Source organism: Nonomuraea sp. NPDC048901, from assembly GCF_040649695.1.
In the GTDB taxonomy this organism is placed as follows: domain Bacteria; phylum Actinomycetota; class Actinomycetes; order Streptosporangiales; family Streptosporangiaceae; genus Nonomuraea.
On sequence record NZ_JBEZFW010000005.1, the window covers coordinates 438,644 to 461,218 of the forward strand.

General features: G+C 68.2%; 19 protein-coding genes and 1 tRNA gene. 11 read left to right on the forward strand and 9 right to left on the reverse strand.

The genetic code is table 11. The features are described from left to right. Positions 1-14: 14 nt before the first annotated feature. Complete coding sequence (locus AB0C30_RS19640) at positions 15-1,154, reverse strand: LysR family transcriptional regulator (protein ID WP_357945558.1); 1,140 nt, start codon at positions 1,152-1,154, stop codon at positions 15-17. A gap of 70 nt (positions 1,155-1,224) precedes the next feature. Here AB0C30_RS19640 and AB0C30_RS19645 point away from each other — a divergent pair, with 70 nt between their 5' ends. Together AB0C30_RS19645 and AB0C30_RS19650 are read left to right on the forward strand one after the other, a co-directional pair. After that, positions 1,225-2,088 (forward strand): SDR family NAD(P)-dependent oxidoreductase, encoded by an 864-nt coding sequence (locus AB0C30_RS19645; protein ID WP_357945560.1) that lies wholly within the window; start codon positions 1,225-1,227, stop codon positions 2,086-2,088. Continuing rightward, positions 2,082-2,678 carry a TIGR03086 family metal-binding protein gene (locus AB0C30_RS19650; protein WP_357945563.1) on the forward strand — a complete coding sequence of 199 codons (597 nt, stop codon included), beginning with the start codon at positions 2,082-2,084 and terminating at the stop codon, positions 2,676-2,678. The genes AB0C30_RS19645 and AB0C30_RS19650 overlap by 7 nt, the downstream gene beginning before the upstream one ends. A gap of 466 nt (positions 2,679-3,144) precedes the next feature. Here the strand turns inward: AB0C30_RS19650 and AB0C30_RS19655 are convergent. Continuing rightward, positions 3,145-3,218 (reverse strand) — tRNA-Leu (locus tag AB0C30_RS19655). Between the two features lie 116 nt (positions 3,219-3,334). On the opposite strand from AB0C30_RS19655, the gene AB0C30_RS19660 reads away from it, so the two are divergent. The 3 genes from AB0C30_RS19660 (at position 3,335) to AB0C30_RS19670 (ending at position 6,955) form a co-directional block, all read left to right on the forward strand. Further along, positions 3,335-3,919 (forward strand): response regulator, encoded by a 585-nt coding sequence (locus tag AB0C30_RS19660; protein ID WP_357945566.1) that lies wholly within the window; start codon positions 3,335-3,337, stop codon positions 3,917-3,919. A gap of 149 nt (positions 3,920-4,068) precedes the next feature. Beyond that, positions 4,069-5,373, forward strand: coding sequence for an ABC transporter substrate-binding protein (locus tag AB0C30_RS19665; protein WP_357945569.1), 1,305 nt, complete (start codon positions 4,069-4,071; stop codon positions 5,371-5,373). A 298-nt stretch (positions 5,374-5,671) separates the two neighbouring features. Then, positions 5,672-6,955, forward strand: a complete 1,284-nt coding sequence (locus tag AB0C30_RS19670) for an ABC transporter substrate-binding protein (RefSeq protein ID WP_357945572.1) — start codon at positions 5,672-5,674, stop codon at positions 6,953-6,955. 3 nt (positions 6,956-6,958) lie between these two features. On the opposite strand, the gene AB0C30_RS19675 is transcribed toward AB0C30_RS19670, so the two are convergent. Next, a complete protein-coding gene (locus AB0C30_RS19675) occupies positions 6,959-7,819 on the reverse strand; it encodes a hypothetical protein (protein WP_357945574.1) in 861 nt (286 codons plus the stop codon). Positions 7,820-8,007: 188 nt separating this feature from the next. On the opposite strand from AB0C30_RS19675, the gene AB0C30_RS19680 reads away from it, so the two are divergent. Further along, complete coding sequence (locus AB0C30_RS19680; RefSeq protein WP_357945577.1) at positions 8,008-9,303, forward strand: ABC transporter substrate-binding protein; 1,296 nt, start codon at positions 8,008-8,010, stop codon at positions 9,301-9,303. 104 nt (positions 9,304-9,407) lie between these two features. On the opposite strand, the gene AB0C30_RS19685 is transcribed toward AB0C30_RS19680, so the two are convergent. The 6 genes from AB0C30_RS19685 to AB0C30_RS19710 form a co-directional block, all read right to left on the reverse strand. Further along, positions 9,408-9,809 (reverse strand): hypothetical protein, encoded by a 402-nt coding sequence (locus tag AB0C30_RS19685; RefSeq protein ID WP_357945579.1) that lies wholly within the window; start codon positions 9,807-9,809, stop codon positions 9,408-9,410. A 60-nt stretch (positions 9,810-9,869) separates the two neighbouring features. Further along, positions 9,870-10,679, reverse strand: a complete 810-nt coding sequence (locus AB0C30_RS19690; RefSeq protein ID WP_357945581.1) for an ABC transporter ATP-binding protein — start codon at positions 10,677-10,679, stop codon at positions 9,870-9,872. Further along, positions 10,676-11,641, reverse strand: a complete 966-nt coding sequence (locus AB0C30_RS19695; RefSeq protein ID WP_357945584.1) for an ABC transporter ATP-binding protein — start codon at positions 11,639-11,641, stop codon at positions 10,676-10,678. The genes AB0C30_RS19690 and AB0C30_RS19695 overlap by 4 nt, the downstream gene beginning before the upstream one ends. Next, complete coding sequence (locus AB0C30_RS19700) at positions 11,631-12,617, reverse strand: branched-chain amino acid ABC transporter permease (RefSeq protein ID WP_357945587.1); 987 nt, start codon at positions 12,615-12,617, stop codon at positions 11,631-11,633. Before AB0C30_RS19700 ends, AB0C30_RS19695 begins: the two co-directional genes overlap by 11 nt. 13 nt (positions 12,618-12,630) lie before the next feature. Continuing rightward, a complete protein-coding gene (locus AB0C30_RS19705; protein ID WP_357945590.1) occupies positions 12,631-13,920 on the reverse strand; it encodes a branched-chain amino acid ABC transporter permease in 1,290 nt (429 codons plus the stop codon). A 491-nt stretch (positions 13,921-14,411) separates the two neighbouring features. Next, a complete protein-coding gene (locus AB0C30_RS19710) occupies positions 14,412-14,756 on the reverse strand; it encodes a hotdog fold thioesterase (protein WP_225291836.1) in 345 nt (114 codons plus the stop codon). 131 nt (positions 14,757-14,887) lie between these two features. Between AB0C30_RS19710 and polA the strand changes: the two genes are divergently transcribed. The 5 genes from polA to AB0C30_RS19735 all read left to right on the forward strand — a co-directional run bounded on the left by polA (position 14,888) and on the right by AB0C30_RS19735 (position 22,554). Continuing rightward, on the forward strand, positions 14,888-17,578 hold the full coding sequence (polA, locus tag AB0C30_RS19715; RefSeq protein WP_357945592.1) for a DNA polymerase I: 2,691 nt from the start codon (positions 14,888-14,890) through the stop codon (positions 17,576-17,578). A gap of 394 nt (positions 17,579-17,972) precedes the next feature. Next, positions 17,973-19,022, forward strand: a complete 1,050-nt coding sequence (locus tag AB0C30_RS19720) for a polysaccharide deacetylase family protein (protein ID WP_357945595.1) — start codon at positions 17,973-17,975, stop codon at positions 19,020-19,022. A gap of 201 nt (positions 19,023-19,223) precedes the next feature. Then, positions 19,224-20,711 carry a 30S ribosomal protein S1 gene (gene rpsA, locus AB0C30_RS19725; protein ID WP_225291707.1) on the forward strand — a complete coding sequence of 496 codons (1,488 nt, stop codon included), beginning with the start codon at positions 19,224-19,226 and terminating at the stop codon, positions 20,709-20,711. Positions 20,712-20,818: 107 nt separating this feature from the next. Then, entirely contained in the window at positions 20,819-22,012 is a 1,194-nt protein-coding gene (locus AB0C30_RS19730) for an epoxide hydrolase (RefSeq protein WP_357945598.1), read from the forward strand. A 95-nt stretch (positions 22,013-22,107) separates the two neighbouring features. Continuing rightward, entirely contained in the window at positions 22,108-22,554 is a 447-nt protein-coding gene (locus AB0C30_RS19735) for a GNAT family N-acetyltransferase (RefSeq protein ID WP_357945601.1), read from the forward strand. Positions 22,555-22,575 lie beyond the last annotated feature (21 nt).

Genomic DNA, 22,575 nt, shown 5'->3' on the forward strand with positions numbered 1-22,575 from the left:
CGGCATTCCACGAGTCACGCGCGCCCATGGTTGATCACCCGGTCACCTGGCTCAGTCGCGGGCCGGCGTGCCATGTCTCCGGCCGCGACGGCGGCAGTCGCGACGTCCGTATCCGCAACCCCTGCACCTGCGACACCCGCCACGTCCGCACCCGCCACGTCCATACCGGCGACGTCCCCGGCTGCGACACCCGCAGTCGCGCCGATGTTCGCGATGTCCGCGGCGGTGCGGACGAAGGCGGCCAGGGCGGGGGAGCGGGTCTGCTCGGGCCAGGCCAGGACGACCGTGGTGGGGGCGGCGTCCACGACCGGTATGCAGACCAGATCGCGCCGTACCTGCTCCTTGGCCGATTCGGGGACGACGGCGATCAGCCTGCCGAGGGCGACCAACTGCATGATCTGAGCGGCATCGCCCGCCCGCAGCCCGGCCGCGACATGCGGCTCGGACCCGCCCAGCGACTTGGACGCGACCTGCCGTCCAGAGACCTGCGGCCCGGGGACGTGCGGCCCGGAGACGTGCGGCCCGGAGGCATGCCGTCCGGAGGCGCCAGGATTGGGAGTGCGGGGATCGGGCCAGCGCGGGGTCGGGTCGGCGTCCAGGTCGGCGAGGTGGACGAACGGCCGTCCGGCCAACGGGTGCCGGGCAGGTACGACGGCCACACCGCCCTCCACCAGCAGCGGCTCCGTGTCGAACCCCGTCATGTCCTCCCAAGGGTGGTGCAGGAACGCCACGTCCGCCGTACCGTCACGCAACAGCCGGGCCCGCTCGGCCACCCCGCACAGCACCACCTCCACCGGCAGGGCGTCCGGGCACGACTGGTAGGCGGCCAGGATGTCCGGGAGCAGCGCGCCGTCGCCGCCCGGCTTCAGGGCCACCACGAGCCGCGGCTCGGTCCGCCCCGCCCTGCGAGTACGGTGTTCGGCCGCCGCCACCGCGTCCAGGGCCTTGGCGGCCTCCCTGGCCAGTACCTCGCCCGCCGGGGTGAGCGCCACCCTGCGGCCCGAGCGGTCGAAGAGGGTCACCCCGAGCCGCCGTTCGAGCTTCTGGATCGCCCTCGACAGCGGCGGCTGCGCGATCCCCAGCCGCGCGGCCGCTCGGCCGAAGTGCAGCTCATCGGCGACGGCGGCGAAGTAGGCCAGCTCACGCGTCTCCATACCCGCAGGGTATCGATCCTGACCCAGCTGGTGTTGGCCGGTCCACGATCGACGGTGGTGTGCTCGGGGAATGACCACATCGAAGATCGCCCTGGTGACCGGGGCGAACAAGGGCATAGGTTTCGAGGTCGCCGCCCAGTTGGCCGCCAGGGGCATGACGGTGCTGCTGGCTGCCCGCGACGCACGCCGAGGTGAGGCGGCAGCCGCCAGGCTACGCGCGACCGCCACAGACATGGACACGCCAGACTCCGCCACCATGGATCAGCTAGACCCCGGGGGAGCGGAAGGGCCAGGATCCGGGGAAGCGGACAGATCAGGGTTCGGCGGAGTGGACAGGGCCGTTGGCGTCGACATCCATCCGATCGTGCTCGACGTCACCGACGCCGCCACTATCCAGGCAGCCGCCGCCCACGTCGCCGACCGCTATGGCCGTCTGGACGTACTCGTGAACAACGCCGGCATCTCCGGCCACCACGCAGGCGAGGCACCCAGCACCACCCGGCCCGAGCTGGTGCGCCAGGTGTTCGAGACGAACGTCGTCGGCGTGCTCATGGTGACGAACGTGTTCCTGCCCCTGCTCAGGCGCGCGCCCGCCGCCCGCATCGTGAACGTCTCCAGCGGCGTGGGCTCCCTGAGCCATCACACGACCTCGGATCACTACATGTCGGGAATTCCGGCGTCGGCGGTGTATCCGCCGTCCAAGACGGCGCTCAACGCGTTGACGATCCAGTACGCCAAGGAGCTGCGTGCAGACGGCATCTTGGTCAACGCCGCAGCGCCCGGAGCCTGTGCCACGGACTTCACCAAGGACCTCGGGCTGCCCATCACCCGCACAGCGGCCGACGGAGCGGCCGTTATCGTCAGATTGGCCACCCTCGGCCCCGACGGGCCGACGGGCGGATTCTTCGACGATGACGGGACAGTGCCTTGGTAGACATCATTGAGCTCAACCGCCGGTCTGTGCAGGCGACCGTCGACCTGGTGGCGACCATCAAGCCGGGCGACCTGGACCGGCCGACCCCGTGCGCCGGCTGGGCGGTGCGCGACCTGCTCGCCCACCAGATCGTGCAGAACCACGGCTTCGCCTTCGCCGCCTCCGGTGCGCGGTCCGATCTGGCGAGGTGGGAGCCGAGTACGGTGGGTGACGACCCGGTGGAGGAGTACGCGGCGTCGGCGCGGGCGGTGATGGACGCCTTCGCCGCGGACGGCGTACTTGATCGGGGGTTCTACCTGCCGGAGATCCGCGACGGAGGTCCCTTCCCCGCGCACATGGCGATCGGGTTTCACTTCGTCGACTGCGTGGTCCACGACTGGGATTTCGCCAAGGCGCTGGGCGTCCCCGCGAACGTGGACGAGGATCTGGCCGAGGCCGCGCTGCCGGTGGCGGCCAAGGTGCCCGACACACCGGAGACGCGTGGGCAGGGCAGGGCGTTCGTGGCGGGGGTGCCGGTGGCGGACGACGCCCCGGCTCTGGACCGGGTGGTGGCGCTACTCGGCCGCTCGCCGGGCTGGTCGGCGAGCTGAATCGGCTCGTCGAGTTGGCCGGTGGCCAAGACGGCTCGTCAGGCTGGTCGGCGGGCTGAAGCGCACCGCCAGCCTGGTGGGCACACCAAAGTGCGCCGCCAGCCTGGTGGGCACGCCAAAGCGCATCGTCGGGGTTGGTGGCCGCGCGTCTGAAATGTCGGCCGAGGTCAGGACCGCGCCCCGTCGAAGGTCATCACGGCGGACGCCTCCGGCATGGGGAACGGCTCGTCGCTCGGCTCTCCCTGGCCGACCCAGCCCTCGCGGCAACGTCCTCGCGGTCCTGAGGACTCGAACACGAGGCCCCACGGCCCGTCCCGAAACAGCGCCTGTCCCGGCGACAGTGCCCGTTCCGAAAGCAGACGCCTGTTCCGGCGACAGCACCTGTCCCGGAGATTGCACCCGTCCTGGAAACGGTGCCCAGACAAGGAACAGCGCCCGGCCGAAGTGGCCGGGCGACTGATCGAAGTGCCCCGGGTGGGACTCGAACCCACACTGTGCGGGTTTTGAATCCGCTTCCTCTGCCAATTGGGATACCGAGGCGAGGATCCGGAAATATCCGGATCCGTCCTTATCGCACGGCGAAAGGGTAGCCGAAACTCGCAGCCACCCACCACCGGCGTCGCTCTAATCTAGCGGACATCGGTACTCTCTTGCTCGTGAGTACGCAGCGGCGAGTGGTGATCGCGGAAGACGAGGCCCTGATCCGCCTCGATCTCAAGGAGATGCTCGAGGAAGACGGTTACATCGTCGCGGGCGAGGCCGGTGACGGCGAGCGGGCGATCCAGCTGGCCACCGAGCTGAGGCCGGACCTGGTGATTCTCGACGTCAAGATGCCCGTCCTCGACGGCATCTCGGCGGCCGAGCGGATCGTGGCGGAGCGGATCGCTCCGTGCCTCATCTTGACCGCCTTCTCCCAGCGTGACCTGGTCGAGCGGGCCAGGGACGCGGGGGCCATGGCCTATCTGGTCAAGCCGTTCACCAAGGCCGATCTGGTGCCCGCGATCGAGATGGCGGTCAGCAGGCACGAGGAGATGGTGGCGCTGGCCGCCGAGGTGTCGAGCCTGTCCGACAGGCTGGAGACCAGGAAGCTGGTGGAGCGGGCGAAGGGGCAGCTGATGTCCGCGCACGGCTGGAGCGAGCCGCAGGCGTTCCGGTGGATCCAGAAGGCGTCGATGGATCGCCGGCTGAGCATGCGCGAGGTTGCCCAGATCGTTATAGATGACACGGCGGAGCGCGCCTGAGGGGCCGTATATCACCGGATTTGTCCCCTCGGGTTGTGGCGCGATTACGAGTGGGCATCCAACCGGCCTCGGTTTCCTTCGCCTGAGGCGTCCCGGTCGCATGCTGATGGGCGGACAGAAGATCCGCTCACCTGGACGGAGACGCTTCGATGATCCGCATTTCCCGGGCCATGGCCGTCGCCACCGCAGCGGCCATGGCACTGGCGGCCTGTTCCACCGGGGGCACCACCACTGGGGGCACCACCACCGCGCCGACCTCCTCGGGCACGGCCACCGCGCAGGCGACAGGGAGTGGGGCCAAGGGCGACGGCACCTTGACCATCGGCTCGGTGCTGCCGCAGACGGGTTCGCTGGCCTATCTCGGCCCGCCCGAGTACGCCGGCGTCGACCTGGCCGTCAAGGAGATCAACGACGCCGGCGGGGTGCTCGGCAAGCCGGTGAAGAAGATCCACACGGACTCGGGCGACACCACCACGAACATCGCCTCGCAGGCGGTGGACAAACTGCTCGCGCAGAAGGCGGACGCCATCATCGGCGCCGCGGCGAGTGGGGTGTCGAAGATGATCATCGACAAGATCACTCGGGCGGGCGTGGTGCAGTTCTCGCCGGCCAACACCTCCGACGAGTTCACCACGATCAAGGACAACGGGTTCTACTTCCGTACGGCGCCGCCGGACAAGCTGCAGGGCCGGGTGCTGGGCGATCTGATCGTGTCCGACGGAAACGACACGGTCGGCATCCTGGCCATGCAGGACGCCTACGGCACCGGCCTGGCCGACCAGGTCGCGCAGATCGCCGAGGCGGGGGGCGCCAAGGTGGTCGAGCGGGTGGACTACGACCCGAAAGCCGCCGACTTCTCCGCCGACGTGGCGAAGATCAAGGCGGCGAACCCGAAGGGCATCGTGCTCATCGGCTTCGAGGAGAGCGCCAAGGTCGTCGCGGAGCTGGTCAAACAGGGCCTCACGGCCGACAAGCACAAGTGGTACATGGTCGACGGCAACATGTCGAACACCAACTACCTGAAGATGCCAAAGGGCACGCTGGCGGGCGTCAAGGGCACCATTCCCGGCGCGGCGGCGCCCGAGGCGTTCCAGAAGCGGCTCCTGACCACCGATCCGAAGCTGACCAACTACACCTACGCCGCGGAGTCGTACGACGCGGCGAACCTCATCGCGCTGGCCGCCGAGGCGGCCAAGGACGACACGGGCGCGGCCATCGCGGCCAAGCTCGTGGACGTCAGCAAGGGCGGCGAGAAGTGCAAGGACTTCAAGTCCTGCGACGAGCTGCTCAAGGCGGGCAAGGACATCGACTACGACGGCGTGAGCGGGCCGGTCGACTTCAACGACGCGGGCGATCCATCCGTCGCGACGATCGGGGTCTATCAGTACGGCGCCGACAACAAGTACAACGCCGCCAAGGCGCTCGAATATCGCAAGGGCGACATCTCCGGCTGACGCCTCCCGCAGCGACGACGGCCCCGATCCTCGGATCGGGGCCGTCCGCGACTGACGGGGACGTCGCGAACGCCTCCCGCAACGACGGTCCCGCGGCGACTGACAGAGACATTACGAACGCCCTCCGCAGCGGACGGCCCCGAATCGAGGATCACGGACCATCTCCACTGACTAAGACATTACAAATGGGTATAAAAAGGCTGTCAGAACTCCACGCCTCCTCCCCAGGCGTGCATGCTGAGCTTGGGAAACGCGGCGAGGTAGATCGTTCCCTTCGCTGACACAGAGGGGGAGTCACATGATGCGCAAACGCCTGCTGGCGGCCGCGGCGGTCTCGAGCCTGGCATTGACGGCCTGTGGCGGTGGCGGTGACACGGGAGCCAAGGGCGCGACGTCGGCCGCTCCGACCTCGGCCGCAGCCGAGGCCAAGGGCGACGGCACGTTGACGATCGGCACCCTGCTGCCGCAGACGGGGTCGCTGGCCTTCCTCGGGCCGCCCGAGTTCGCGGGGGTCGACGCCGCCGTGAAGGAGATCAACGACGCGGGCGGGGTGCTCGGCAAGCCGGTTGTCAAGATCGATACGGACTCGGGCGACACGACGACGAACATCGCCTCGCAGTCGGTGGACAAGCTGCTCGCGCAGAAGGCCGACGCCATCATCGGCGCCGCGTCGAGCTCGGTGTCGGAGTCGGTGATCGACAAGATCACGGGTGCTGGGGTGGTCCAGTTCTCGCCGGCCAACACCTCCGACAAGTTCACCACGATCAAGGACAACGGCCTGTACTTCCGTACGGCGCCGCCGGACAAGCTGCAGGGCCGGGTACTGGGCGATCTGATCGTGGCCGACGGCAACGACACGATCGGCATCCTGGCCATGCAGGACTCCTACGGCTCGGGCCTGGCCGACCAGGTCACGAAGACCGCGCAGGACGCCGGGGCCTCGGTGGTGCAGCGGGTGGACTACGACCCGAAGGCCGCCGACTTCTCCGCCGACGTGGCCAAGATCAAGGCGGCGAACCCGAAGGCGGTCGTGCTGATCGGCTTCGAGGAGAGCGCCAAGGTGGTGGCGGAGCTCGTCAAGCAGGGTCTGACGGCCGACAAGGTCAAGTGGTACATGGTCGACGGCAACATGTCCAACAGCAACTACCTGAAGATGCCCAAGGGCACGCTGGCGGGCGTCAAGGGCACCATCCCCGGCGCCGCGGCGCCCACCGACTTCCGGAAGAAACTGCTGGCGATCAATCCCAAGCTGACCAGCTACACCTACGCCGCGGAGTCGTACGACGCCACGATCCTCATCGCGCTGGCCGCCGAGGCGGCCAAGGACGACAGCGGCCGGTCGATCGCCGCCAAGCTGCCCGAGGTGAGCGAGGGCGGCGAGAAGTGCAAGACCTTCAAGTCCTGCGACGAACTGCTCAAGACCGGCAAGGACATCGACTACGACGGCGTGAGCGGCCCGGTCGAGTTCAACGCCGCCGGTGACCCGTCGGTCGCGACGATCGGCGTCTACCAGTACGGCGAGAACAACGAGTACGACGCCACGAAGGCGCTGGAATACCGCACCGGCAAGATCGCGGGCTGAGACTCAGCCGCCCAGCCCGCACGTCTTGAGGGCGTAGGCGGTCAGCCGTTCCTGGAGCGGTTTGGGCGGTACGACGATGACCACGCGTTCCTCGCCGCCGTCGATGGTGGCCCGCACGGGGAACAGGAACGCCTTCTTGCCCTCGGCGAACGCGTGCGGGTCGCAGCGGCCGGGGGTGAGCTCGAGGGCGAGTCGCGCCCGCTGCGCCCCGGCGTCCAGGGTCGCCAGCGGCCTGCTCTTCTCGACGGGGGTGGCGATGTAGTGGGTGGTGCCGCCCACGTCCTGGACGGCCACCACGCCGGTGCTGCGGCGGGTCAGGACGAGACTGCCGCGCATCACCTTGCCGACCTGCGTCCAGTCGTCGCCGAACTCGATGTCGGCCGCCTCCGTGATCAGGAACGCGGAGCACTCGTCGCGCAGCAGCCGGGTCAGCAGCGAGTCCGGGTGCGGCACCTTGAAGACCACCCTGCGCAGCGGCTCGGACCCGGTGCGCAGGTGGGCCACGACCGTGGCCGGCTGCAGCGACGGCAGCCCCTTGGGCGAGCAGTTGGCCGCGCCGTACGGGATGCGCAGGTCTGTGCGAGGCGTCCGCTTCAGGAGCGCGTCGGCGCGTTCGGGAGGCAGTGTCTTGAACGACGGTGTGACAAGCTGAACGTCGGAGAAATAGACCGGTGTGTCCGTCACATTGGTCACGGCCACTTCGATGGCGTGTACAGGCTCGTCAGAGCGCCACTGGGCCAGCGAGACCGACACCCCTTTGGGAGGGTCGGCAGAGGGCGCGGCGGGCGCCTCAGGGGCACCACAGCCCGCCAGAAGAGCAATGGGCAGGATCGCCATGGCGAGGAAGGCCGCTGTGCGCTTCACCAGTCGAACATTAGGCGTGATCCTCAGGCTCCCGTAAGTTGAGGAGTGATTACGACTCCGCATCCAAGTACCGACAGTTCTCCCTTTCATCTGTTGAACTGGCCTTACGTTCTATAGCTTTCCGTCATTCGATTCGGGAACGTCGGCGGTGCTGACCTCACCCGGCCTGGAGATGAAGGAGACACTTCATGATCCGCATTGCTCCCGCGGGACGGGCGCTGGCTGTCGTGGCTGCCACGAGCCTGGCCCTGACAGCCTGCGGTGGTGGCGGTAACACCGCTGCGCCGGCCTCGTCCTCGGCCGCGCCATCCAGTGCGGCTGCCCCGGCTGCCAAGGGCGACGGGACCTTGACTGTTGGCACGCTGCTGCCGCAGACCGGTTCGCTTGCCTTCCTCGGCCCGCCCGAGTTCGCCGGTGTGGACGCCGCGATCAAGGAGATCAACGAAGCCGGTGGCGTGCTTGGCAAGCCGGTGACCAAATATGACACCGACTCCGGTGACACCACCACGAACATCGCTTCGCAGTCGGTGGACAAGCTGATCACGCAGAAGGCCGACGCCATCATCGGCGCCGCGTCCTCCTCGGTGTCGGAGTCGGTGATCGACAAGATCACGGGTGCCGGCGTGGTTCACTTCTCGCCCGCCAACACCTCCGACAAGTTCACCACGATCAAGGACAACGGCCTCTACTTCCGTACGGCTCCGCCGGACAAGCTGCAGGGCCGCGTGCTGGGCGACCTGATCATCGCCGACGGCAGCGACACGGTCGGCATCCTGGCCATGCAGGACTCCTACGGCACCGGCCTGGCCGACCAGGTGGCCAAGACCGTCACCGACGGTGGCGCCGAGGTCGTCGAGCGCGTGGACTACGACCCGAAGGCCGCCGACTTCTCCGCCGACGTCGCGAAGATCAAGGCGAAGGCCCCCAAGGCCATCGTGCTGATCGGCTTCGAGGAGACCGCCAAGGTCATCCAGGAGCTGGTCAAGCAGGGTCTGCCGGCCAGCAAGCACAAGTGGTACATGGTGGACGGCAACACCTCCAACACCAACTACGCCAAGATGCCCAAGAACACGCTCAAGGGCGTCAAGGGCACGATCCCCGGTGCCGCCGCTCCGGATGACTTCAAGGCCAAGCTCATGGCGGTCAACCCCAAGCTGGAGGACTTCAGCTACGCGCCTGAGTCCTACGACGCCATGAACCTGATCGCGCTGGCCGCCGAGGCCGCCAAGAGCGACGCGGGTGTCGACATCGGCGCCAAGCTGGCCGAGGTCAGCAAGGGCGGCGAGAAGTGCAACAACTTCAAGTCGTGCGTCGACCTGCTCAAGGCCGGCAAGGACATCGACTACGACGGCGTGAGCGGTCCGGTCGAGTTCAACGAGGCCGGTGACCCGGCGGTCGCCACGATCGGCATCTACGAGTACGGCGCCGACAACAAGTACCCGACCAAGGCGCTCGAGTACCGCACCGGCAACATCGCCGGCTAGTCCGTACGCCGCACACCCTGAAAGGCCCGGTCCGCTGGATCGGGCCTTTCGGCTGTTCCAGGGCTGTTCGCCGCGAGCCGTTCCCCGGCTATCGGCCTATTGGCCTATTGGCCGCAGCCCGCCACGATCTCGTCGGCGGCGATCCGGTACTGGGCGAGCAGCGCCACCTGCCGCTCACGCGGAACGTCGGCCCTGGACAGGCCCGCCGTCGTGGACTCGACCGTGCGCACGGCCGTACCCAGCGACTCGGGCAGGCGCGGGCCGAACTGCAGCGTGATGCCGCGCGCCTCAGCGAGGCGGCCGAGCAGCGCGTCCTCGAAGTTCTGGGTGTTCTCCTGGCCCTTCGGCTTCAGCATGAGGCCGACGTAGCCGATCGCGGAGACCACGCGCGCGCAGGGGTCGTCGGTGGGGTCGCCGCCGGTGCTGTACTTGCCGGCCGAGGCGGCGCCGTTCTGACAGGCGACGAGGATGGGCAGCAGGAGCGCGATTGTCGCAATTCGTCTCACAGCGCTCATTAAAAACGGCGAAGGGGCCCCTGGGGAGCCCCTTCGCCGTTTTGAGATCTTTTAGGCCTTGGCCAAGGTGCCGAGGTACAGCTCGATCACCTTGGGGTCGTTGGCCAGCTGGCGGCCGGTGCCGGTGTAGGCGTTGCGGCCCTGGTCCAGCACGTAGCCGCGGTGGCAGATCTGCAGGCAGCGCCGGGCGTTCTGCTCGACCATGATGACCGTCACGCCCGCCTTGTTGATCTGCTGGGCCTGGATGAACACCAGGTCCTGCAGCATGGGCGACAGGCCCGCCGACGGCTCGTCCAGCAGCAGCACCGACGGCTCGGTCATGAGCGCCCTGGCCATCGCCACCATCTGCCGCTCGCCGCCCGACAGCGAGCCGGCCCGCTGCTTGCGCCGCTCCTTGAGCGCTGGAAACAGCTCGGCGACGAACTCGAAGCGCTCCTTGAACTTGCCGGGCACCTGGAAGGCGCCCATCTCGAGGTTCTCCTCGATGGTGAGGCTGGGGAAGACGTTGTTGGTCTGCGGGACGTAGCCGACCCCGCGGGAGACCAGCGAGTGCGCCTTCATGTTCGTGATGTCCTCACCCTTCAGCACCACCGTGCCGCTGCGGATGTTGACGAGCCCGAACATGGCCTTGAGCAGCGTCGACTTGCCGGCGCCGTTGGGGCCGATGATGCCGATCAGCTCACCCTCGCCGACGTACAGGTCGGAGCCGTTGAGGATGTTGACGCCCGGCAGATAGCCGGCGATGAGCTCGTCGCACCGCAGCACGGCGTTCTCGGCACCCGCCAGGTGGGCGCCGCGGTCGGTGACGGCCGCCTTCGACTCGGGCTCGGAGCCCGGTGCGGACTCGGGGACGGCGTTCACTTCTGCGTCTCCTCTTCGATCTCGGCCTCCAGCGCCGCCTCCGCCTGGTGCAGCTGCTCTTCGAGCTCGCTGTCCGACAGCGGCGCGTCGTGGTGGGCGCCCAGGTAGGCGTCGATGACGCGGGAGTCGGACATGATCGTGTCCGGTGGCCCCTCGGCGATGATGGCGCCCTGGGCCATGACGATCACCCAGTCGCTGATGTCGCGGACCATGTCCATGTCGTGTTCGACGAACAGCACGGTCATGCCCTGATCGCGCAGGTCCTTGACGTGGCCGAGCAGTGACTGGGTCAGCGCCGGGTTGACGCCCGCCATCGGCTCGTCGAGCATGACCAGCTCGGGCTTGACCATGAGCGCGCGGGCCATCTCCAGCAACTTGCGCTGGCCGCCGGACAGCGATCCGGCGAAGTCCTCGCGCTTGGCGTCGAGCTTGAACCTGGTCAGCAGATCCTCGGCCTGCTCGGTGATCGCCTCCTCCTGGGCCCGCCAGGAGCCGGGCACCAGCGCCCGCCAGAAGTTCTCGCCGCGCTGCTGCTGGGCGCCGAGCCGCATGTTCTCCATCACCGTCAGCCTGGACAGGGCCTTGGTGAGCTGGAAGGTACGGACCATGCCGGCGCGGGCCACCCGGTGGGCGGGCACTCCGCTCATGTTGTTGCCGTTGAACGTCCACTTGCCGGCGTCAGCGGCGTCGAAGCCGGTGAGCTGGTTGAAGAACGTCGTCTTGCCGGCGCCGTTGGGGCCGATCAGGGCGGTGATGGAGCCGCGCTGGATCTCGACGTGGTCCACCTCGACGGCGGTCAGACCGCCGAAGCGGCGCACGACGCCGTCGACCACGAGGATCGGGTCGGGCTTGGGCACGCCGGGATCGCGAGCCAGGTCCTTGAAGGCGGCCAGAGCCGCGGCCTTGCGCTCGGAGATGGTGCCTGCGGCGGTTGTTTCAGCGGACGACGGGTTAGCGGACATCGAAAGCTATCTCCCTCTTGTCACCGAAGATGCCCTGTGGCCGGAAGATGAGCAACAGGATCAACCCGAGACCAACCAGGATGTAGCGCACCGGGCCGACCTGGATCGAGGTCATGAAGGGGATGTACCCCGCCTGAACCGCTTCACTGAGCACACCGTTGACCAGGACCAGCAGCACCCAGAAGATCATGGATCCGACGACGGGGCCGAGCACGCGGGCCGCGCCACCGAGGATCACGATCGTGTAGGCGAAGAAGGTGGTCTCGGTGCCGAAGACGTCGGGCTGCACCGAGGCGTAGGCCAGGCCGTACACGAAGCCGCCCAGGCTGCCGATGACGCCGCCGAGGATGAGCGACTGCATCTTGTAGGAGAAGACGTTCTTGCCGAGGCTGCGTACGGCGTCCTCGTCCTCGCGGATGGCCTTGAGCACGCGGCCCCACGGGCTGCGCATGAGCAGGTAGACGATGCCGCAGGAGAGGGCGACCAGCACCCAGCCGACGAGCATGATCCACAGGATCCGGTGGTTGAAGGTGAACCAGCCGATGCCGTACTCGCCCTCGGGGAAGGGGTTGAGCGCGTAGAAGCCGTCGGAGAAGCCGCGCTGCCCGTCGGAGCCGCCGAACACGCTCTTGAACGCCACCGAACGGAAGACGAGCCTGACGATCTCGGCCGCCGCGATGGTGACGATGGCCAGGTAGTCGGCCCGCAGGCGCAGCGTCGGCGCGCCCAGGAGCAGCGCCAGGAGCACCGCGGCGATGAGGCCGACCGCGATGCCGATCCAGAAGGGCAGACCCAGGACGGTGACCGTGACGGCCAGGCCGTAACCGGCGACGCCCATGAACGCCGCCTGCCCGAAGTTGAGCAGGCCCGTGTAGCCGAAGTGGATGTTGATGCCGATCGCGGCGAGCGCGTAGAGCACCGTCTCGACGCCGATGGCGGACTTGACGGTGGTGCTGATGATCGTGATCCAGTCCATGTGACTCCCCCCGTCAGCCGATCCGCTCTCGGCGGCCCAGGATGCCCTGTGGCCGGAAGAGGAGCACGATGATGAGTACGGCCAGCGCGCCGACGCTCTTGAGCTCCGGCGGCACCCACAGCGTGGAGACCTGGATGAACAGGCCGACCACGAGCGAGCCCACCAGGGCGCCGAACGCGGTGCCGAGCCCGCCGAGCGTCACACCGGCGAAGATGAGCAGCAGGATGTCCTGGCCCATGGTGTATTTCAGGTTTTGCGACAGGCCGAGCATGATGCCGGCCAGCGCGGCGATGGCGCCGCCCGTGGTCCAGATGATGCGGATGACCCGGTCGACGTTGATGCCCGAGGAGGCGGCCAGCGCCGGGTTGTCGGCGACCGCGCGGGCCGCCTTGCCGGTGCGGGTGCGCAGCAGCGCCAGGCCGACGATGATGAGGACGACCAGCTCGATGCCCATCGCGACGAAGTTCTTCGGAGCCGCGGAGATCGGGCCGATCTCGATGCCCGGCTGCGCGGTGTATTGGGCGAACGACTCGTTCTGCCCGCCGAACAGGATCAGGAAGACATAGCGCAGGAAGAGCGCCACGCCGATCGAGATGATCATCATGGCGATGGTGCCGGTGCCGCGCCTGCGCAGCTGCCCCCAGAAGAAGCGGTCCTGAAGGTAGCCGAGCGCGCCTCCCGCGATCACCGCGATCACGGCCGCGGGGATCAGATGCAGGCCGAAGCCCACGTTGAACAGGTAGGCGAGCAGCGCGCCCATCGTGACGAGCTCACCGTGGGCGAAGTTGGTCAGGCCCGTGGTGCCGTAGATCAGCGAGAGGCCGAGCGCGGCCAGCGCGATGATCAGGCCGAGGTTCAGGCCCTCGAAGGTGAGCTGTGCCGCCTGGTCCAAGAAGGGGCTGGTCTCGGCGCCCTCGTCCGGGGCCGGTTGGCCCGCCGCACCCTTGGGCTGCAAGGCGAACAAGACGGTGGACATGTTGCCGGAAAAGACGGTCGGGGTGCGGACGGCGTTGCCGCCCCGGATCGCCGCGTTGGCAGGAAGCGTCTTGACATCCAGCGTGACCTTGTACTTGCCCGGTTTGTCGACCGGGACCTCCCACGCGCCCTGGGCGTTGCTTGTGACCTCCTTGACGGGTTGTCCGCCTTCGGTGGTCACGACGATTTTCACGCCGTTCACTGGTTGGCCTTGGAGTTTGAGTGTTCCCTTCAAACCCTGATCGGGGGCCGCCGCCTGGGCGGGGACCGCGAGCAGGAAGATGAGTCCACCCAGGAAGGCCGTGAACGCGATCACGGCTCTGCGCAATGGTGCTCCCTCAAATAGGTCAAGGCGGGGTTGTGCCCCTCCATCTCGACACGTGGGCATCGCAGGCACAACAAAACTGGATGCTGTGGCGGGAGCTTATTCTGGTCGCGCCCGGTTCAGTATCGTTCGTCACCAATTAGTGACACGTGCGTGTCGCTCGCGTGAGGAACCAAGACGGCAGGTCAGGGGCTAAATGCCGCTAGACGCCTGGCGCTTCAGGGGTGCTAATGCATAGCCATCGCTGCAGAACGTGAACGAGCCCGCGGAAGAGGACCTTTGGGACCATGTAGGGCTTCCCCGGCCTCACACGTTATCTACTCGGCCTCCCCGCGGGCTCCGCTCGGACAACCGTAGCGACCCACGGGGCTCGTGTGCAAAGAGAGCCGGAAAGTCGCGTGGCGTTCAGTGATCACGCAGCCCGGGGGTCGCCGATCATGCCGCGTGTACGTCGTCGATCGCACAGCACGTGTGTCACGCGCATGGCACGCGGGTCAGCGATCGCGCAACATGCAGGTCAGCCGGGAGGTGCACACGCGCCGCCCCTGCTCGTCGGTGATCTCGATCTCGTACGTGGCCAGCGAGCGGCCGCCGTGCAGCCGGGTCGCCACGCCGGTGACGAAGCCGGAGGTGGCCGAGCGGTGGTGGGTGGCGTTGATCTCGATGCCGACGGCGATGCGGTCCGCTCCCGCGTGGATGGCCGCGCCGGTCGACCCCAGCGTCTCGGCGAGCACGACGGACGCGCCGCCGTGCAGCAGGCCGTACGGCTGGGTGTTGCCCGCGACCGGCATCCGGCCCACGACCCGCTCCGCGCTGGCCTCGACGAACTCGATGCCCATCCGGTCGGGGAGCGTGCCTTCGTGGACGGCGTTCAACGTCTGGAAATCCACCGGGTCGATCCGCGTCAAGGGGAGTCCTCCAGTCTTCCGAGCTCAGGTTTTCTGTCGGAGATGGAGACTAGGCTGCTTGTGTGCCGAAGAGTGAAGTGACCCCCAGCCGCCCGTGCCTGTTGCTGCTCGACGGGCATTCCCTGGCCTATCGCGCGTTCTACGCGCTCAAGGACGCCAACCTCATGACCACCGACGGTCAGCACACCGAGGCGGTCTACGGGTTCACCTCGATGCTGACCAACATCCTGCGCGACGAGCAGCCGTCGCACGTGGCCGTCGCGTTCGACCGGTCGGAGCCGACGTTCCGGCACGAGGAGTACGCCGACTACAAGGCCAACAGGAGCGAGACCCCCGAAGACTTCCGGGGCCAGATGCAGCTCATCTACGAGCTCCTCGACACGCTGCGCGTCCCGCGCATGTCCAAGGCCGGGTTCGAGGCCGACGACCTCATCGCCACGCTCGCCACCCGGGCCAGCGCCGAGGGCATGAACGTGCTGATCGTCACCGGCGACCGCGACGCGCTCCAGCTGGTCGACGAGCACGTCACGGTCCTGATGACCCGCCGTGGCATCAGCGACATGACCAGGTTCACCCCCGAGGCCGTCGAGGAGAAATACGGCCTGACCCCGGTCCAATACCCTGACTTCGCGGCGCTGCGCGGCGACCCCAGCGACAACCTGCTCAGCATCCCCAGCGTCGGCGAGAAGACCGCCGCCAAGTGGGTGCGCGAGTTCGGCTCGCTGACCGCGCTGGTCGACCGGGTCGACGAGGTCAAGGGCAAGGTCGGCGACAAGCTGCGCGAGCACGTCGCCCAGGTGCTGATGAACCGCCGGCTCACCGAGCTGCTCCGCGACGTCCCGATGGAGGTCGAGCTGGGCGAGCTCAAGCAGGGCGTCTGGGAGCGCGAAGAGGTCAACAAGCTCTTCGACACGCTGCAGATCCGCGGCGAGCTGCGCGAGCGCGTCTTCAAGGTGCTCGGCACCGGCGAGCAGGAGCCCGACCAGGGCTTCGAGGTGGAGACCATCATCCTCGGCCCCGACCGGGTCGCGGGCTGGCTGTCCGCGCTGCCCGCCGGCCGGGCGGGCCTGGCCTTCAAGGGCGCCTACGGCAGCGGCACCGGGCGCATCGACGCCCTCGCGATCGCCTCGCCCGACGGCACGGCCGCCTTCATCGACCCGGTCAAGCTCACCGAGTCCGACGAGGTCGCGCTGCGGGCCTGGCTGGCCGACACCGACCGGCCCAAGGCCGTCCACGACGCCAAGGGCCCGATCCTCGCGCTCTGGTCGCAGGGCATGAGCCTCAAGGGCCTGACCTGCGACACGGCCCTGGCGGCCTATCTGGCGATGCCCGGCCAGCGCACCTTCGCCCTCGAAGACCTGGCCCGGCGCTACCTCAACCGCGACCTGCGCGCCGAGGAGGAGTCCAGCGGGCAGGCCGCGCTGTTCGGCGACGACGAGGACGCCCCGGCCAAGGACCTGGCGCTGCGCGCCCATGCCGTGCGTGAGCTGGCCGAGGCGCTGGAGACCTTCCTGACCGGCCGCGGCGGCACCCAGCTGCTGACCGACGTGGAGCTCCCGCTGCTGACCGTGCTGGCGGAGATCGAGCGCGCGGGCATCGCCGTCGACAGCGAATACTTCGCCGCTCTGGAGGCCGAGTTCGGCGCCGCGGTCAAGCACGCGGTCGAGGAGGCGCACGCGGCCGTCGGCGAGCAGTTCAACCTGGGCTCGCCCAAGCAGCTGCAGGAGATCCTGTTCACCAAGCTCAACCTGCCCAAGACGAAGAAGATCAAGACCGGCTACAGCACCGACGCCGACCAGCTGGCCTGGCTCGCCACGCAGACCGAGCACGAGCTGCCGGTCATCATGTTGCGCCACCGCGACCAGACCAAGCTGCGCACCACCGTCGAGGGCCTGATCAAGGAGGTCTCCGACGACGGGCGGATCCACACCACGTTCAACCAGATCATCGCGGCCACGGGCCGCCTGTCATCCGAAAAGCCCAATCTCCAGAACATCCCGATCCGCACCTCCGAGGGCCGCCGCATCCGGCAGGGCTTCGTGGTCGGCGCGGGCTACGAGACGCTGCTCACGGCCGACTACAGCCAGATCGAGCTGCGCATCATGGCCCACCTGTCGGGTGACGAGGCGCTGATCGCCTCCTTCGAGTCCGGCCACGACTTCCACCAGGCGACCGCGGCCCGGGTCTTCGACCTGCCGCCCGAGCAGATCGACGGCGAGCTGCGGGCACGCATCAAGGCGATGAACTACGGCCTCGCCTACGGCCTGTCCGACTTCGGGCTGTCCGGGCAGCTCAACATCCCGGTGGCCGAGGCGCGGGCGCTCAAGGAGGAATACTTCCAGGAGTTCGGCGGCGTCCGCGACTTCCTGCAGGCCATCGTCCAGCAGGCGCGCACCGACGGCTACACCGAGACCATCATGGGCCGCCGCCGCTACCTGCCCGACCTGACCAGCGACAACCGGCAGCGCCGCGAGATGGCCGAGCGCATGGCGCTCAACGCGCCCATCCAGGGCTCGGCGGCCGACATCATCAAGGTGGCCATGCTCAACGTCTCCCAGGCGATGAGGGAGGAAGGGCTGGGCTCGCGGATGCTGCTGCAGGTCCACGACGAGCTGGTGTTCGAGGTGGCCCCCGGCGAGCTCGACCGGCTCCGCGCCCTCGTGTGCGACCAGATGAACGCCGCCTACCACCTGCGGGTCCCGCTGGAGGTCTCCGTGGGCGTCGGCCGCACCTGGGAGGACGCGGGCCACTGACCGGCCGCCGACGCTCGTGACGGCTCCCGCGGCCGATCCTGGGAACCGGCCGCCGATGCTCGTGACGACGAGTGTGGGGGCTCGCGAGGCCGATCCGGCTGACCGGGCCCCTGGCGCTCGTGACGGTGAGCGTGAGGGGCCGCGTGGACGGTCTCGTCGTACCGGACGTTTATCCCCGTACGGTGGGGCAAGTCGATCTTTGTCCGGTGGGACCGTCCGGCGCTGAGCGGCGGCGGTCCCACGCCGTGAAGCAGGGTGATCCGGCGGGTCGCGAACAGCGGCCAGTACGGGGTTCTGGACTACCCTGAGGGTAATTTCCCCCGAGTGGCACGGGAGCCTTGTGCGATCGTCAGCGTCCTTCCCCCGGTTAATCGCCCTCGCGAACGTCATAGTCGTGTCAGTGGCGGTCATCGGGCTGATGCTGCAGTCCTCCTCCGGCCGGTCCGTGCCCGGGCCGCCGGCGGTGGCCAAGATCGAGCAGTCCGCGCAGCCCACCCCCGCCGAGCCCGTGCCGACGTTCGCCGAGCCGCCCGGGGTGGTGTCCACGCCGGAGTTCGCCAAGCAGGTCAAGGCCAACGAGCTCGGGCTGGTGCCGGTGCTGATGTACCACCGGATACTCAAGAAGCGGATCGCCTCCATCGACCGCACGCCCGACCAGCTGCGCAAAGAGCTGGAGAAGCTGGCCAAGCAGGGCTACGCGCCGATCACCGCCAAGGAGTTCGCCACCCGTGACATCCGGGTGCCCGCCGGCCGGTTCCCCGTGGTGCTGACCTTCGACGACGGGCACGAGAGTCACTTCAGGCTCGACGCGAGCGGCAACCCCGCGCCGGACACCGCGGTCGGGGTGCTCCTCGACGTGGCCCGGCGCTATCCCGAGTTCCGGCCGGTCGCCACGCTGTGGATCAACCACGACCCGTTCGGGCTGCGGCAGCCCGACCAGCAGGCGGCGGCCGTGCGGTGGCTGGTCGAGCACGGGTTCGAGGTGGCCAACCACACCTGGTCCCACCCCAATCTGGCCGCCATGCGGAAGAAGAAGGTCAAGGAGCAGATCGTCCGGCTCGAACGGCTGCTGAAGAAGCTCGGCGCCGGGCCGGCCGTCACCATGGCCCTGCCGTTCGGGGCGATGCCGCACCCGAAGAAGATCGCCCGGCACGGTGAGTGGGACGGCACGTCCTACGACTTCGCCGGGGTCTTCCTGGCCGGGGCCGAGCCGTCGCTTTCGCCCTTTGCGAAAAAATTCGACCCCGTGGCCATCCAGCGCATCCAAAGCAACGGCAAAAAGGGCGAATGCCGCAAATGGTGCTCGCAGTACTGGCTGGAGTGGCTGAACAAGCACCCTGGGGACCGCTACGTCTCCGACGGGGATCCCACGAAGATCTCCATCCCGCAGCGTCTTCAGGGTAATATCACCCCGAAGCGGAAAGATCAGCTGATCGTTTACTGACCAGTGCGGGGCCGGTTGGATTGACCCCACGCTCAACGTCTCATATGCTGATCGCTGCGCTGTGGGCTCGCGCGCGCCTCAGACGGAGCGGGCTCGCGCTCGGTCACGTCGATGTCGTTATTTCCTCGGCTTGATGCGGAAGAGGGCCTGCCGCGCGTCCGCCACATCGACATCCTGTCCGCGTTCGGAGCAATTCCACACATGACGTCCAGCACTGAGGCCACCTCGAGCACCCCGCAGGTAGCGGTCAACGACATCGGGTCCGAGGAAGCCTTCCTCGCAGCGATCGACGAGACCATCAAGTACTTCAACGACGGCGACATCGTCGAGGGCACCGTCGTCAAGGTCGATCGAGACGAGGTCCTTCTCGATATCGGCTACAAGACCGAGGGTGTCATCCCCTCGCGTGAGCTTTCGATCAAGCACGATGTCGACCCAGCGGACGTCGTGGAGGTCGGCGAACACGTCGAAGCCCTGGTTCTCCAGAAGGAGGACAAAGAGGGCCGCCTGATCCTGTCCAAGAAGCGCGCTCAGTACGAGCGCGCCTGGGGCACGATCGAAAAGATCAAGGACGAGGACGGCATCGTCACCGGCACCGTCATCGAGGTCGTCAAGGGTGGACTCATCCTCGACATCGGCCTCCGTGGCTTCCTGCCGGCGTCCCTGGTCGAGATGCGCCGTGTCCGCGACCTGCAGCCGTACGTCGGCCGCGAGCTCGAGGCGAAGATCATCGAGCTGGACAAGAACCGCAATAACGTGGTCCTGTCCCGCCGCGCCTGGCTCGAGCAGACGCAGTCCGAGGTTCGCCAGACGTTCCTCAACACCCTCCAGAAGGGGCAGGTCCGCAAGGGCGTCGTCTCCTCGATCGTCAACTTCGGTGCGTTCGTGGATCTCGGCGGCGTCGACGGCCTGGTCCACGTGTCCGAGCTGTCCTGGAAGCACATCGACCACCCCTCCGAGGTTGTCGAGGTCGGCCAGGAGGTCACGGTCGAGGTCCTCGATGTCGACATGGAGCGCGAGCGCGTCTCCCTGTCGCTCAAGGCCACTCAGGAAGACCCGTGGCAGCAGTTCGCCCGCACCCACCAGATCGGCCAGGTCGTGCCGGGTCGCGTCACCAAGCTGGTGCCGTTCGGCGCGTTCGTCCGGGTCGAGGAGGGCATCGAGGGCCTGGTCCACATCTCCGAGCTGGCCGAGCGCCACGTGGAGATCCCGGAGCAGGTCGTCCAGGTCGGCGACGAGATCTTCGTCAAGATCATCGACATCGACCTCGACCGGCGTCGCATCAGCCTGTCGCTGAAGCAGGCCAACGAGGGTGTCAGTGGCGCCGAGGTCGAGTTCGACCCGACGCTCTACGGCATGGCGGCGACCTACGACGACCAGGGCAACTACATCTACCCCGAGGGCTTCGACTCGGAGACCGGTGAGTGGCTCGAGGGCTTCGACAAGCAGCGCGAGGAGTGGGAGCGGCAGTACGCCGAGGCCCAGACCCGCTTCGAGGCGCACAAGAAGCAGATCGAAGAGGCTCGCAAGGCGGAGGCCGAGGCGGGCGAAGCCGCTCCCTCGTCCTACACCGGTGAGACCGCGGCTCCGGCCAGCAGCTCGGGCTCGTCCGCTCCGGCGGCCGGCGCCCTCGCCTCCGACGAGGCTCTCGCGGCTCTGCGCGAGAAGCTCGCGGGCGGCCAGAGCTGACCTGGTTGACTAGCTGACAGAGAAAGACCCCGCACCATCCGGTGCGGGGTTTTTCTTTTGGGTTAATGCGGAACGTCGCTTTCCGCGATGCTTCCTAGGGTTGCCGCATGATCGAACCCTTCCGCATCACCATTCCGCAAGCCGACCTTGACGACCTGAAGGACCGGCTCATCCGTACCCGCTGGCCGCGGACCCTGCCCGGCGGCGGCTGGAGCCGGGGCGTCCCGGTCGGCTACCTGCGTGAGCTGGCCGCGTACTGGGCCGACGGGTTCGACTGGCGGGCGCAGGAGGCCAAGCTCAACGCCTTCCCGCAGTTCACCACGGACATCGACGGGCAGCGCGTGCACTTCCTGCACGTCCGCTCGCCGGAGCCCGGCGCGCTGCCGCTGATCCTCACGCACAGCTGGCCGAACGCCGTCGCCGAATTCCTGAACGTCATCGGCCCGCTCACCGACCCGCGCGCCCACGGCCTCGACCCGGCCACGGCCTTCCACGTGGTGGCCCCCTCGCTGCCCGGCTTCGGCTTCTCGCCATTCCCCGAGCCCGCCGACGAGCGGCCCTGGAGCATCGTACGGGTGGCGCGGACCTGGGCCGAGCTGATGGAACGGCTCGGGTACGAGCGGTACGGCGCCCACGGCAACGACGCCGGTGCCCTGGTCACCCCACAACTGGCGGCCATCGACAGCGATCACGTGATCGGCTCGCACATCACCGCCGGACTCGGCATCCCCACTGGCGACCCGGCCGAGCTCGCCGACGCCACCGAGGCGGAGCTGGCCGAGCTCGCGGACCTGACCCAGCGGTTCGCCGGAGGCAGCGGCTACGGCCCGTACCTCGCCAACCGGCCGCAGACGCTGAGCTTCGGCTTCACCGACTCGCCGGTGGCGCAGCTGGCCTACCTGGTGGAGCGGTTCAAGGAGTTCGACGGCTGGCCCGATGAGGAGGCCGCCGAGCCCATCGACCGTGACCTGGTGCTCACGAACGCGAGCCTCTACTGGCTGACCGCGACCGGCGGCTCGTCCTCGTGGACGTACTACGAGGCGGCGGCGGGCATGCCGATCAACCAGACCGTGGTGCCGAGCGGGGTGTCGCACGGCGGCTCTCCGCTGCTGCGGCGCATCGCCGAGCGCGGGAATCGGGTGGTCCACTGGGCGGGCGAGCACGGCGACAGCCACATGGTGGCGATGAACTCGTCTGAGCCGCTGGTACGGAGCATCCGCACCTTCTTCGAAACCCTGGAAGGGCGAGTGGACGGGCGGCTGGGAGGGACACCGGAAGGAGCTCTGGAAGGGGCGCGGTAGCGGCTTCTGGAAGGGGCTCGGTAGGAGCTTCTGAAGGGAGCTCTGAATGGGGCGCGGTAGGTCCCGCTGGGGTGAGGCTGCAGTAAGGTGCTCGCGTGGAAATCGAGCGTGCGCTGCCGGAGGACGCCGGTGAGATCCTCACCCTGCAGCGGGCCGCGTACGTCACCGAGGCACAGCTGTACGGCGACCCCTTCCTGCCGCCGCTCCTGGAGTCCGTGGAGCAGGTCCGCAAGGCCATCGAGACCGGCCTCGTGCTCAAGGCCACCGACGCCGGCCGGATCGTGGGAGCCGTACGCGGCCAGCTGGCCGGCACCACCTGCCTGGTCGGCCGCCTGGTGGTGGCCCCCGACCGGCAGCGTCAGGGCCTGGGCCGGGCGCTGATACGGACGCTGCACGAGCGGATGCCGGAGGCGACGGCCTTCGACCTGTTCACCGGCCACCTGTCCGACGGCAACCTGCGCCTCTACCGCAGCCTGGGCTACCGCGAGACCCACAGGGAGCGCATGGACGACCATCTCACCTTGGTCCACATGCGCCGCTGATTCCCGATCACGGCTAGGCTT

Bases quoted from the DNA above. Each gene is read 5' to 3' on its own strand.
- AB0C30_RS19695 (WP_357945584.1), bottom strand. From the start codon at position 11,641: ATGTCCGCTAACCCGTCGTCCGCTGAAACAACCGCCGCAGGCACCATC.
- AB0C30_RS19670 (WP_357945572.1), top strand. From the start codon at position 5,672: ATGATGCGCAAACGCCTGCTGGCGGCCGCGGCGGTCTCGAGCCTGGCA.
- rpsA (WP_225291707.1), top strand. From the start codon at position 19,224: ATGACGTCCAGCACTGAGGCCACCTCGAGCACCCCGCAGGTAGCGGTC.
- AB0C30_RS19640 (WP_357945558.1), bottom strand. From the start codon at position 1,154: ATGGAGACGCGTGAGCTGGCCTACTTCGCCGCCGTCGCCGATGAGCTG.
- AB0C30_RS19700 (WP_357945587.1), bottom strand. From the start codon at position 12,617: ATGGACTGGATCACGATCATCAGCACCACCGTCAAGTCCGCCATCGGC.
- AB0C30_RS19665 (WP_357945569.1), top strand. From the start codon at position 4,069: ATGATCCGCATTTCCCGGGCCATGGCCGTCGCCACCGCAGCGGCCATG.
- AB0C30_RS19645 (WP_357945560.1), top strand. From the start codon at position 1,225: ATGACCACATCGAAGATCGCCCTGGTGACCGGGGCGAACAAGGGCATA.
- AB0C30_RS19680 (WP_357945577.1), top strand. From the start codon at position 8,008: ATGATCCGCATTGCTCCCGCGGGACGGGCGCTGGCTGTCGTGGCTGCC.
- AB0C30_RS19710 (WP_225291836.1), bottom strand. From the start codon at position 14,756: ATGGGCATCGAGTTCGTCGAGGCCAGCGCGGAGCGGGTCGTGGGCCGG.
- AB0C30_RS19730 (WP_357945598.1), top strand. From the start codon at position 20,819: ATGATCGAACCCTTCCGCATCACCATTCCGCAAGCCGACCTTGACGAC.